The sequence below is a fragment of the Bacillus sp. NH11B genome, from assembly GCF_001884205.1.
Taxonomy (GTDB): domain Bacteria; phylum Bacillota; class Bacilli; order Bacillales; family Bacillaceae_G; genus Bacillus_A; species Bacillus_A proteolyticus.
Genome location: NZ_MAOG01000085.1, coordinates 1 through 12,688 on the forward strand (window position 1 = coordinate 1; position 12,688 = coordinate 12,688).

General features: G+C 36.1%; 10 protein-coding genes. 4 read left to right on the plus strand and 6 right to left on the minus strand.

The window, feature by feature from the left end; genetic code table 11:
• Positions 1 to 344: 344 nt before the first annotated feature.
• Positions 345 to 701 (plus strand): YgzB family protein, encoded by a 357-nt coding sequence (locus tag BAU27_RS11860; protein ID WP_071745404.1) that lies wholly within the window; start codon positions 345 to 347, stop codon positions 699 to 701.
• A 201-nt stretch (positions 702 to 902) separates the two neighbouring features.
• Here the strand turns inward: BAU27_RS11860 and perR are convergent, their stop codons facing one another.
• From perR to BAU27_RS11890, 6 genes are all read right to left on the minus strand, one after another.
• On the minus strand, positions 903 to 1,331 hold the full coding sequence (gene perR / locus BAU27_RS11865) for a peroxide-responsive transcriptional repressor PerR (RefSeq protein WP_000237831.1): 429 nt from the start codon (positions 1,329 to 1,331) through the stop codon (positions 903 to 905).
• 297 nt (positions 1,332 to 1,628) lie between these two features.
• On the minus strand, positions 1,629 to 2,084 hold the full coding sequence (bcp, locus tag BAU27_RS11870) for a thioredoxin-dependent thiol peroxidase (protein WP_071770978.1): 456 nt from the start codon (positions 2,082 to 2,084) through the stop codon (positions 1,629 to 1,631).
• A 44-nt stretch (positions 2,085 to 2,128) separates the two neighbouring features.
• On the minus strand, positions 2,129 to 2,533 hold the full coding sequence (locus tag BAU27_RS11875; protein WP_071770979.1) for a potassium channel family protein: 405 nt from the start codon (positions 2,531 to 2,533) through the stop codon (positions 2,129 to 2,131).
• Between the two features lie 72 nt (positions 2,534 to 2,605).
• On the minus strand, positions 2,606 to 3,391 hold the full coding sequence (locus BAU27_RS11880; protein ID WP_071745402.1) for an ABC transporter permease: 786 nt from the start codon (positions 3,389 to 3,391) through the stop codon (positions 2,606 to 2,608).
• 4 nt (positions 3,392 to 3,395) lie between these two features.
• Positions 3,396 to 4,187, minus strand: coding sequence for an ABC transporter permease (locus tag BAU27_RS11885; RefSeq protein ID WP_071745401.1), 792 nt, complete (start codon positions 4,185 to 4,187; stop codon positions 3,396 to 3,398).
• Positions 4,180 to 5,193, minus strand: a complete 1,014-nt coding sequence (locus BAU27_RS11890) for an ABC transporter ATP-binding protein (protein ID WP_071745400.1) — start codon at positions 5,191 to 5,193, stop codon at positions 4,180 to 4,182. Before BAU27_RS11890 ends, BAU27_RS11885 begins: the two co-directional genes overlap by 8 nt.
• 121 nt (positions 5,194 to 5,314) lie before the next feature.
• Between BAU27_RS11890 and hemL the strand changes: the two genes are divergently transcribed.
• The 3 genes from hemL (at position 5,315) to BAU27_RS11905 (ending at position 12,687) form a co-directional block, all read left to right on the plus strand.
• Positions 5,315 to 6,619, plus strand: a complete 1,305-nt coding sequence (hemL, locus tag BAU27_RS11895) for a glutamate-1-semialdehyde-2,1-aminomutase (protein WP_083595974.1) — start codon at positions 5,315 to 5,317, stop codon at positions 6,617 to 6,619.
• A gap of 197 nt (positions 6,620 to 6,816) precedes the next feature.
• Positions 6,817 to 11,253 carry a glutamate synthase-related protein gene (locus BAU27_RS11900; protein WP_071770980.1) on the plus strand — a complete coding sequence of 1,479 codons (4,437 nt, stop codon included), beginning with the start codon at positions 6,817 to 6,819 and terminating at the stop codon, positions 11,251 to 11,253.
• A gap of 345 nt (positions 11,254 to 11,598) precedes the next feature.
• On the plus strand, positions 11,599 to 12,687 hold the full coding sequence (locus BAU27_RS11905) for an aromatic acid exporter family protein (protein WP_071745397.1): 1,089 nt from the start codon (positions 11,599 to 11,601) through the stop codon (positions 12,685 to 12,687).
• Position 12,688: the final 1 nt, after the last annotated feature.

A 12,688-nucleotide genomic window follows, 5' to 3' on the forward strand; every position in this document is an offset into this window, starting at 1 on the left:
AGAACTACTTGGTCGCTCATTTGCGACTTCCTTATGTTAACATCTTCGTTTTTCGATGTCAACTAAGTTTTTCAATTTCTTTTTTGTCGTTTGTTGCGTTTCCGCATCAGCGACGTTTATTAATATATCATGCAGTATATACAGGGTCAATACTTTTCCAAAAAAAATTTCACATCCCGTTAAAAACTTTTAAAACACTTGAACGATAGCATCCTATCTCCCCATGTATTCTTTATACATGGCTATACTCCTTCTTATTTTACACCTTATCATTTCACTAGGTTTATACGAGAATGAAAATTCTGATTTTTGTGTTATATTATTATTATAGGAGCGTGGTGAGAATGGGCATTAAATATTCGAACAAAATCAATAAAATTCGGACCTTTGCATTAAGTCTAGTATTTATCGGTCTCTTCATTGCATACTTAGGAGTTTTTTTCCGTGACAACATTATTATTATGACAACATTTATGATGGTTGGCTTTTTAGCTGTTATCGCTAGTACTGTCGTTTACTTTTGGATTGGTATGTTATCCACTAAAACTGTACAAATTATTTGTCCAAGCTGTGATAAGCCAACAAAAATGCTCGGTCGTGTCGATGCATGTATGCATTGCAACCAACCTTTAACAATGGATCGAAATCTAGAAGGAAAAGAATTTGATGAGAAATATAATAAGAAGAGCTACAAATCATAGGCATACATGGGTACAATGCACCCTTACAAAACTAGACATTAGAAGGTGATTTCTTAACCAAGAAATCACCTTTTGTATTTATCTTTAATTAAATTAGGTTGTGTACTGAACATTTTAAACCCTTCTGAACCTAACGCAATTCCCCTATATAATAAAGAAAGAGGCTGACGTAAAGCCGTCAGCCTCTTTCTTTATTATATATTACGCCTTATGACACTCTGGACAAACGCCATAAATTTCTAAGCGATGACTATTAATAACGAAGCCTGTCGTTTTCGCAGCTTCCTCTTCAAGCTGTTCCAAACCTCCATAAGGAAAATCAACAATCTTACCACATTTTTCGCAAATCACATGATAATGTTGACTTGTAACATAATCAAATCTACTTGAAGCGTCTCCATAAGTTAATTCCTTTACAAGTCCAACTTCTTTAAATACACGTAAGTTATTATAAACAGTTGCAACACTCATATTTGGAAACTTACCTTCTAATGCTTTATAAATGTCATCCGCTGTTGGGTGCGTCATAGATTCCACAAGGTACTCTAAAATAGCATGACGCTGTGGAGTAATGCGTACACCCGTATTTTTCAGCATTTCTAGCGCTTCTTTTAATTCTTCTTTGACCACCGTCATGCACCCCGATTCTATACGGATTATTATTTTATAATTCTTATAAAGAGTGTACTCCTTTTCTTATAAATCGTCAATATTTCTACTATAAGTATGTGGTTTATTTTTGTATATAGCCTTATTCTTATGTATCTTCCCCCATTTTCTATACATTTACATAGAAAAAAGTGCGACATAATCGCACTTGGAATACTATCATCTGAGGAGGTATGCCCTACACTTCACTTTATGTAAGACGATAAAATATGTATAGACACTCGCCTTACTTCTATATATTTTATCTCTCCAATGGATTTACTTTATATAAGAAAGAACATCTTCAATATGTCCCTTCACTTTCACTTTACGCCACTCTTTTACAAGCTCACCGTCTTTATTAATAAGGAATGTAGAACGCTCGATTCCCATGTACTCTTTTCCAAAGTTCTTTTTCAATTTCCAAGCATCGTACAATTCCGCTACCTTATGATCTTCATCTACTAAAAGCACAAATGGAAGTTCATGCTTCTCAATGAATTTCAGATGTCTGTTCGCTGAATCAGGACTTACACCAAGAATAACTGTATCTTTCTCTTGAAATAATCCATATGCATCTCGAAAATCACATGCTTCAGTTGTACACCCTGGAGTCATATCTTTCGGATAAAAATATAGAACTACGTTTTTACCACGAAAATCAGCTAAGCGAACTTGTTCCCCGTTACTTCCCTCTAATGTAAATTCTGGAGCCATTTCTCCTACTGTGATCATTGTTATCACTCCTATTCTTTTCTTTTACTATATCAAATGCGATCTTATTTTTCATTGTCTATTACAGACCTCATTACAAAAGCAAACGGTAGTGTATATCCAATTAGCGCTTCTGCAATCGCAATCCATCTCCCTATTCCAATCGGAGCTATATCACCGTACCCAACGGACAATAAAGTAACTGCGCTAAAATATAAGCAAATTTCTACAAGTTGAAAAGATTGAGCATGCAAGCTTTCTCCATCTTCTTTTAAAACTGCAAAGCCCATTTCTTCTAATACAACATAACTTAACCCAAACGCAATCAATACCGTTGTATAAATTAAAAATAAGGAGGCTAAATTATAAAGCGAAAAGAAACGCCTAGAATCTGAATATGAACTCCATAACAATTGGACACTTCTCAAAATAGCAATTGCTGCAACTAATAGAATAAATCCCCATAACATGTCCTCCACCTCATTTTATATGTATGAGACAGCCATTGGATTTATCCCTTAGAAACAAACAAGCTTCTATAATTAATTCCCAGCACCCCGGTACCTTTTTACCCCTTGATTCCAAAGAGTTATTGCAATCGTAAAACAGATAATACCAACGAATGGTGTTGCAAACGCATAGCTATTCCACTCTGTTTTTCTTAAAAAGTATGCTGCTGGATATACCCCCACAAATGCAAACGGTAAAACAAACGTTAAAATAAAGCGAATAACACGGTTATAAATATCAACAGGATAGCGTCCATAATTCCCTATGTTATACATAAGCGGCATAATCGAACTTTTCGCATCCGACCAAAACCCAAGGCTTGCAAGCGTAACAAATATCCCGCCATACACAAGCGCCCCTCCCCCTACCATTAGTAGGAATAAGAAGAAATCATACCAGTAAAAAGATAACTGTAATTCTACTGCTGCATATCCCATTACAATAATTCCTGTAATCGCTCCAATTAAAGATTCAAGTTCCATTCTTTCTAATATAATTTGAAACAAACTATGAATCGGTCTCGTTAATATACGGTCCATTTCTCCTTTAATAATGTAACGATCATTAAAGTCCCATATGTTAAAGAAAGCTGAGAAAATGGCAAACGGTACTAAAAAGAAACCATAAATAAAGATAACTTCTTCTCTACTCCAGCCTTTTAATGCTTGCGTATGTCCAAACACAACGAGAATAAAGATTAAATTAACAGCCTGCAGTGATAAATCAGAAAGTAATCCAACGATAAAATCGCCCCGATACTCCAATTTTGTTTTTATATATTGGCTTGCATATTGCAAAAATAGGTTTATATATATCATCTCATCATCCCCCTTGTACAATTAGACGTTTTCTCGCCGTTCTCCACATGAGTACAATTGGAATAATAAGTACAATTGCCCAAATTACTTGGAATAATAATGCCTCATACAATTTACTTCCTTGTATACCTTCTGAAAAAATCATACTCGGAATATAACTAATGGCCTGAAACGGTAAAAATACCATTGCTTTTTGGGCCCATAACGGATAAAAACTAATCGGTAATAATAAACCAGAAAATAAATCGATAACAACTCGTTTCGCATACATAATTCCACTATTATTAAATAAGAAGAATGTGAGCATTCCGGTCATTAAATTTATTTGTGTATTAATGATAAAACTAAATATTAAAGATAAGAAGAAAAATAACCACGTTTGAAAATCCGTTGTAATTTGCAATGAAAATAATAAGGTAACGATAACCATACCTGGAATTGAAAAGAATGCAAAACGAAATATCCCTTCACCGAGACCTTGCATCACTTTCATCCCTAAATAGTTATATGGACGAATCAGTTCTACCGCTACACGTCCTTCTTGAATTTCCATCGCAATTTCTCTATCTATATTATTGAAATAAAAAGCACGTGCCATCCATGCGATCGCAATATACGTAGTCATTTGCGAAATAGATAAACTTTCAATATTCTCTTTTCCACTATAAATTGCTTGCCATAAAAAATAATACGCACCGATATTAATTGTATAAATTAAAATCCCGCTGTAATAATTTGTACGATAAGCAAGCATCATTAAAAAGCGAATACGAATCATTTCAATATACTTACCCATGCTTAATACCTTCTTCATAAATGTTACGAATAATTTCCTCTGTAGACACTTCGTTAATTTTTAAATCTTTAATTTGAAAAGCTTGTACTACTTTAGAAATAAGCATTGAAATAATAATTTCTTCATTCGGGATTTTAGCAACCCACGCATTTTCCTCTTTCGCTTTTGACCAAACGACATGACTATCTGGCATAACCATTGATAAAGCCTGATAGGAAACTGGTGCAATAAATTGAAAATGTATTTCCTTCTCTGCTCCCCACTGCGCACGAAGATTATTTAAAGAACCGTCATACATAATGTTTCCTTCATCAAGCATGATGACACGTTCACATAAAGCTTCAATATCAGTAATATCATGTGTTGTTAATAAAATTGTTGTTTTATAACGTTCATTCATCTCTTTTAAAAATTCTCGTATTTTCAGTTTCACAAGAACATCAAGTCCAATTGTTGGCTCATCTAAAAATAATAATGGCGGATTATGAATTAATGCTGCTGCCAATTCACAACGCATTCTTTGACCAAGAGATAATTTCCGCACCGGTTTATCCAATAAAGGACCGATATCTAACGTTTCAATTACGTGCTCCATATGTTCCTTATACTGAGCATCCGATACACCATACACTTTTTTGAGTAAACGAAACGATTCTTGTACCGCAATGTCCCACCATAACTGCGAGCGTTGACCAAACACAACACCAATTGTTCTTACAAAGTCTTCTCTTTGTTTATGTGGATTCATTCCATTTACTGTAATCTGCCCTGATGTCGGAGTCAAAATCCCCGTAAGCATTTTAATTGTTGTTGATTTACCAGCACCATTTTCACCGATATAACCAACCATTTCACCTTGTTTTACAGTAAAAGACACATCATTTACTGCTGGTACTATTTTATAATTACGATTTAATAAATCGCGAAATGCACCCTTTAAACCCGGACGACTTGAATAGGCTGTAAACTCTTTACGTAACCCTTGTACCTCAATTACCGATTTCATAATCGGACCCCCTTCCTAAATGCCACAACGAATAGTTTACCCAACTGCCTTCTCTATCACAAACAATACGTCTTTTCGAAAAACATGTTAGAATAATACATAGATTTTTGTAAGGAGATGAATGGTAGTGAAATTCACAAAATCAGAAGCATTACATAAAGAAGCTTTAGAACATATCGTTGGCGGTGTTAATAGTCCTTCCCGTTCTTTTAAAGCAGTTGGCGGCGGCGCTCCTGTTGCAATGGAACGCGGGAAAGGCGCTTATTTCTGGGATGTAGACGGAAATAAATATATCGATTATTTAGCTGCATACGGTCCTATTATTACTGGACATGCTCACCCGCATATAACAAAAGCGATTACAACAGCCGCTGAAAATGGGGTACTGTACGGAACACCAACAGCACTAGAAGTAAAATTCGCAAAAATGTTAAAAGAAGCAATGCCTGCATTAGATAAAGTCCGCTTCGTGAACTCTGGTACAGAATCAGTAATGACAACTATCCGTGTTGCTCGCGCTTACACTGGCCGCACAAAAATTATGAAATTTGCTGGTTGTTACCACGGCCATTCTGATTTAGTACTTGTAGCAGCTGGATCTGGTCCTTCTACTCTCGGAACTCCTGACTCAGCTGGCGTACCACAAAGTATCGCTCAAGAAGTTATTACTGTTCCTTTTAATAATGTAGAAACTTTAAAAGAGGCATTAGATAAATGGGGTCACGAAGTAGCAGCGATTCTTGTAGAACCGATTGTTGGAAATTTCGGTATTGTAGAGCCAAAACCAGGATTCCTTGAAAAAGTAAACGAACTTGTTCACGAAGCTGGCGCATTAGTAATTTATGATGAAGTTATTACTGCTTTCCGCTTTATGTACGGTGGTGCTCAAGACTTACTTGGTGTAACACCAGATTTAACAGCACTTGGTAAAGTTATCGGCGGCGGCCTTCCAATTGGCGCTTACGGTGGTAAGAAAGAAATTATGGAACAAGTTGCTCCGCTCGGCCCTGCATACCAAGCTGGTACAATGGCAGGAAACCCTGCTTCTATGGCATCAGGTATTGCATGCCTTGAAGTACTTCAACAAGAAGGTCTTTATGAGAAACTAGATGAACTTGGCGCAATGCTTGAAAAAGGAATTTTAGAGCAAGCGGCAAAACATAACATCGATATTACAGTAAACCGTCTAAAAGGTGCATTAACTGTATACTTCACGACAAATACAATTGAAGATTACGATGCAGCCAAAAATACAGATGGGGAAATGTTCGGTAGATTCTTCAAGCTAATGCTTCAAGAAGGTATTAATTTAGCACCTTCTAAGTACGAAGCATGGTTCTTAACGACAGAACATACAAAAGAAGATATCGAATATACAATTGAAGCTGTTGGAAGAGCATTTGCTGCTTTAGCAGACAATAAATAATACTGTCATTACAAGGAAAAAAGAAAGCTCACCTTTCTTTTTTCCTTTTTCTATTTCATAAATCTCGCATTAATAGTATAATTATTCATAATTATCTGTTTTATATTCTTTTAGATCGTTATTATCTCTGTGTACAAGGTGATTTACACCTTAAATAGTAAGATTATTCATTCTTTTACAAGAGGGGGGATTGACGGATGCTCAATAAAAAAAATACATGGACACCGTCTTTATTTCGAGATTATAGAAATGCAGAACATGATGCGTGTGGAATCGTTTCCGTTATGGAAAAACGAAGAATTCCTACCAAAGAAAACATCGACCTTTGTATACAATCACTAGTCAAAATGAATCATAGAGCTGGTTTTATTAATGGCGAAGGGGATGGTATCGGAATTCATATCGACATACCAAAAGCACTTTGGAATGAAAAACTGAAAAGTAGCGGATATAATCCAACGATTGTGGATCATCCCCACTTTATCGTTGGACATTTTTTTCTAAACAAAAAAGAAAATATTGTTGATTTAAAAAATTACATTCGCACGCAATTAAACAACGAAAGCTTTACTATTGTTTTCGAAAGTGATGATGTAATAAATTCCGATGCACTCGGCCCACTTGGTAAACAGGAAGAACCTTTATTTTGGCAAGTTGCCCTTATCGCTGAAAATGGAGTTAAAAATATTGAGCAAACATTATTTGCTGTAACGATAAAAATAGAGGAAAATGAAGCGATTCACGTTGCTTCATTAAGTCGTGATCACGTTGTATATAAAGTTCTAGGTGCTGGAGATACACTTGTTGCCTATTACAACGATTTACAACACCCACTTATCGCTTCAACTATGACACTAGGACATAATCGCTATTCTACTAATACATTATCTAATTTTTTTCGTGTACAACCATTTAGCATTCTCGGACATAATGGTGAAATTAATACAATTGCCAAATTACGTGATCAAGCCGAAATGATTCATGTACCACTTACTGTCGGGGGAAGTGACTCCCAAGATTTAAACCGCACCTTAGAAACCCTTCTCGTTCAGTACAACTACAGCTTATTTGAAGCAATGGATATATTATTTCCACCAATTATTAATGAAATAAAACTTTACGAAACAAACTTACAAAACTTATACACTTATATACGTGAGGCTTGGGGGCATTTCGCCCAAGGTCCAGCTGGCATCATTTCACGTTATAAAGATGAAGCTGTTTTCAGTGTCGATTCTCTTGGATTGCGCCCAGTTTGGAAAGTAGAGACAGAGAGCTCCTATATTTTCTCTTCTGAACCTGGAGTTGTATCACCAACTGAGTATGTAGCAGAGCCGAAACCACTCGCGCCTGGAGAAAAAGTTGGACTAAAATGGAATGAACAAGATGAGCTTAGTCTCTATGAATACGACAGTTATCAAATTGAAGTATATAACCGTTTTAAGAAACGAATCGATATTACCAATTATCATGTAAACTTATCTATCCCTGAAACGAAAGAAATCCAGGGGTTATGTGATTCTGTTCAAGTTGAAACGAAGCAATACGTTGCTTTCGGCTGGGATCGAGAACATATTCAACTCCTTGAACAGATGGCAACAAAAGGTGTCGAACCAATTCGTTCACTTGGGCATGACTCACCACTTGCCGCACTTGATACAGATAGACGAAATATTGCCGATTTCATTAAGGAAAGTGTAGCCGTTGTGACAAATCCAGCCATCGATCGTGATCGAGAAGTGGAACACTTCTCCACACGTACTGTACTCGGAGAACGTCCAAGTTTATTAGATAACTCTAAACAACCATTTGTAATCGAGATGCTTTCTCCAATTATTTTAGAAGGAAATTTAGCTCAGCCTATCGCGGCAGACTTACAGACGATTACGTACGAACAACTTATACAGCTATTCACCACTTATAGCTCTGTCTCTACAATTTCTGTTACATTTAGTCCATCAGAAAATTTACAAAGCGCGTTAAATCGAATTAGTTCCGAAGCGATAGCAGCCGTTAAAAATGGGGCTTCCCTACTATTATTAGATGACGCTAACTCTCATCAAAATGAACTATTATGGATTGATCCACATTTAGTTACCGCTAAAGTACATCAAGCATTAACTGAAAATAACTTACGCCGGAAATGCTCTCTCATTATACGTTCCGGTGCCCTTCGCTCCTTACACGATATCGTCACACTATATGGATTGGGGGCAGACGGTATTAATCCATATTTATTATTCGCAACTGTAAATGATGGAACAAAAGCACCAATTACTAATTTGTATACCGCACTTAATAAAGGCCTAGAGAAAGTAATTTCAACGATTGGAATTCATGAATTACGCGGTTACGGTCGCCTCTTCTCCTCTATTGGATTACATGAGGAAATCGCAAATACATTACAAATTACAAATTTCTTCGGTTCAAATGATTTAGCTTTTTCACTTGAAGCAATTGCTGAAGATGCAAAAATTCGTGCCATTGATTATAACAATCCACACGTTAGAATGAGAAAATCATTTCATATATTCCCGCGGATTTGGAAAGCAATTGGTGATGTTGCCAAAGGAAACTCTTATGATGATTACCGAGAAAAGTTAAGTGAATTAGAAGAAAATAACTCTATCGCAATCAGGCACCTTATTCAAACAAAACAAACAAAACATGTAATTCCGACTGAAGAAGTGTCCATCGGCATACACAATCATGATTTACCATTTATTATTAGTTCCATGTCATTCGGTTCTCAAAATGAAATAGCCTTCCGTGCATATGCAGAAGCTGCTGATCAGCTAAATATGATTAGTTTGAACGGTGAAGGTGGCGAAATTAAAGATATGATTGGCAAATATCCAAATACACGCGGACAACAAGTTGCATCTGGTCGATTTGGAGTAAACGCTGAACTACTAAATTCATCAAATTTAATTGAAATAAAAATTGGTCAAGGAGCAAAGCCTGGTGAAGGTGGACATTTGCCTGGTTCAAAAGTAACTGCCAAAATCGCTGAAGCACGTAATGCTACAATTGGTTCGGATTTAATTTCACCTTCTAACAACCATGATATTTATTCAATTGAAGACTTAGCCCAAATGATTACAGAAATTAAAACGGCTAATCACCTTGCAAAAGTAGCTGTGAAGGTCCCTGTCGTTCCTAACATTGGAACAATTGCTGTTGGTATCGCAAAAGCTGGTGCTGATTTTATTAACATTAGCGGATTTGATGGCGGAACAGGCGCTGCACGTATTCACGCATTGCAACATGTAGGTCTTCCTGTAGAAATCGGTGTTAAAGCTGCTCACAATGCGTTACTAGAAGCAGGTATGAGACATAAAGTAGAAATTTGGGCAGATGGTGGTATTCGAAGTGTAAATGACGCCTTAAAAATCATGCTTCTTGGAGCAAACCGAATTGGATTTGGTACATTATCAATGATTGCAATCGGCTGTACAACTTGCCGTGGTTGCCATCTAGATACTTGTCATGTTGGAATTGCAACACAAATTGAATCTGAAGCTCAAGCAAAAGAACATGGACTGCGCCGTTTCGTTCCACGTGAATTAGAAAGCGCAGTTGCCGGGTTATTAAACCTATTCACTACTTTCGGTACAGAACTAAAGCGTTTAACAGGGCAGCTCGGTTACACAAACTTACAAGATATTGTCGGGCGATCAGATTTATTAGAACAAATTCGAGGCAAGAACTTATTAGACTTACGAAACTTAATACAAACGATAGAAGATTCATCCGTGAAAATAACGGAATCTGTACAAGAAAAACAATTTGAATCAACTAATTCTCTCCAGTCAAAAGAATTAGTAAGCGTCGGCGTAGAGCAACGTGTAATGGGCGGTCTAGAATCCTGTTATCGTGTTCGTAGTAAATTATATGAAAACACTCATCTTGAACCACTTACATTAAAGTATACAAACGGTTCTGTTCCTGGAAACGGATTAGGCGCGTACAATAGCGAGAACTTATTTATACACGTAAACGGCGGTGCGCAAGACGGCATTGGGAAAACTTCATTTGGTGGTGGCATTTATATAACGAAAGCAAAAGGAAAAGATGGAACATATTATAACGGTTCTGTCGGAAAAGGATTTGGATACGGCGCTCAAAAAGGTGCATTATACGTGCAAGGTAACGCTGATGCTCGTGCTGGTATTCGCCTTTCTGGGGCAGACATGATAATTGGAGGTAGAATTACAAAACCACTCCGTGAAAAAGAACAAGGGAATATAGGCGTATATTCCAATATAAAAGGGTTTGCTTTTGAATATATGACAAATGGTCGTGCTCTTGTTTTAGGAGATCCTGGCCCATGGATTTGTGCCGGCATGACTGGTGGTGTTGTTTATTTACGTCATGAGCCAAACTTAGGTTTAACAGAGCAAGCCTTAAAACAAAGAATCGCTAAAGGTGCAAATGTAACATTGCAGCCAATTAGCAAAAATGGTTTGCAAGATGTAAATGAATTATTATTAGACTACATTCGTGTATTAAATGAGCATGAACAATATGAAGAAGTCGCTTTATTAACACCATTATTAGATAATATCCAGCTTCACTTCTATGAAATTATCCCGAAAAAAGAACAGGCGGACCCATCTATCTCAACTGAATGATAAAGTGAAACTTTAATCAGTGGAGGGCCATCTCCCACTGATTATTAGCCTTCACCAATCGGGCATTAATGCGGGATATGTACAATATTTATTTTCATAAAAAAATTGACGAAGCAAGCATCGCATAGTAATCTATAATAACAATTTGAAACCTGCTGAATTTCAGCAGGTTTTTTTATTAAAGAATAGATGTTTAAAGAGAATTTGGAGAAATTATAAACTGATTGTAATTTATTTATTAAACTTTTTAACATCACTAAAATATCACTTGCTAACATATTGTAATGAATGTATAGTATCATGTTGTACATTCATTATGACAAGAGAAAGGATATCAATAAGGGTATGAAACTTGGTGCTCGCATTTTAAAAACGGGTATTGCCATTACATTAGCTTTATTTGCTTGTATTTTACTTCACTTACCGAGTCCGGTATTTGCGGGAATCTCAGCTATCTTCGCTGTTCAGCCGTCTGTATACCGTTCGTATTTAACGGCACTTGAACAAATTCAAGCAAACGTAATTGGTGCGGTATTCGCTATCGTATTTGCTACTGCTTTTGGACATAATCCTTTTATTATTGGATTAACATGTATATTAGTAATTGCTCTTACATTACAATTACGATTAGAAAACACAATATCAATCGCTCTAGTTACAGTTATCGCCATTATGGAGTATCAAGGCGAAGATTTCTTTAATTTTGCCTTACTTCGCTTTGCGACGATTATGATCGGAATTATTGCGGCTTCACTTGTAAATTTAGTATTTATGCCGCCAAAATACGAAACAAAGCTTTATCACCGTATCGTTGATAATACAGAAGAAATTGTGAAATGGATTCGAATGAACAGCAGGCAAGCTTCTGACTTTACAACGTTAAAAACTGATATTGATCGTATGAAAGAAAAAATGATCAAACTAAACCATTATTATTTGCTGTATAAAGAAGAAAGAAGCTACACGAAAAAGGTACAGTTCGCAAAAATTCGTAAGCTCGTTTTATTCAGACAAATGCTTGCAACAACAAGCCGTGCTTTAAGTACGCTAAAGTCATTACACCGTACTGAAAATGAACTGCGCTATATGCCAGAAGAGTTTCAGGAATCTATTCAAAACGAACTTGATTCATTAACGCATTACCATGAACAAGTTTTATTAAAATTTATTGGTAAAGCAAAAAAACAACAATCTGTTGAAATGCTTGATGAAGTTGAAACAGCTAAACAAGAATTAATTGATATCTTTATGGATTATCAAAACAAGGATGATGAGGAAGCATATAAAATATGGTTACACCTCTTCCCTCTTATTTCTTCAATTATTAACTATAGTGAAGAAGTAGAACATTTAGATTTACTTGTGGATAGCTTCTACACATACCATAAACCAGAAACCGAACTCAAAATCGACGATAAAAAAGAAGACGAATAAA

Bases quoted from the DNA above. Each gene is read 5' to 3' on its own strand.
- BAU27_RS11890 (WP_071745400.1), bottom strand. From the start codon at position 5,193: ATGAAATCGGTAATTGAGGTACAAGGGTTACGTAAAGAGTTTACAGCC.
- BAU27_RS11860 (WP_071745404.1), top strand. From the start codon at position 345: ATGGGCATTAAATATTCGAACAAAATCAATAAAATTCGGACCTTTGCA.
- bcp (WP_071770978.1), bottom strand. From the start codon at position 2,084: ATGATCACAGTAGGAGAAATGGCTCCAGAATTTACATTAGAGGGAAGT.
- BAU27_RS11875 (WP_071770979.1), bottom strand. From the start codon at position 2,533: ATGTTATGGGGATTTATTCTATTAGTTGCAGCAATTGCTATTTTGAGA.
- BAU27_RS11900 (WP_071770980.1), top strand. From the start codon at position 6,817: ATGCTCAATAAAAAAAATACATGGACACCGTCTTTATTTCGAGATTAT.
- BAU27_RS11905 (WP_071745397.1), top strand. From the start codon at position 11,599: ATGAAACTTGGTGCTCGCATTTTAAAAACGGGTATTGCCATTACATTA.
- BAU27_RS11880 (WP_071745402.1), bottom strand. From the start codon at position 3,391: ATGATATATATAAACCTATTTTTGCAATATGCAAGCCAATATATAAAA.
- BAU27_RS11885 (WP_071745401.1), bottom strand. From the start codon at position 4,187: ATGGGTAAGTATATTGAAATGATTCGTATTCGCTTTTTAATGATGCTT.
- hemL (WP_083595974.1), top strand. From the start codon at position 5,315: ATGGTAGTGAAATTCACAAAATCAGAAGCATTACATAAAGAAGCTTTA.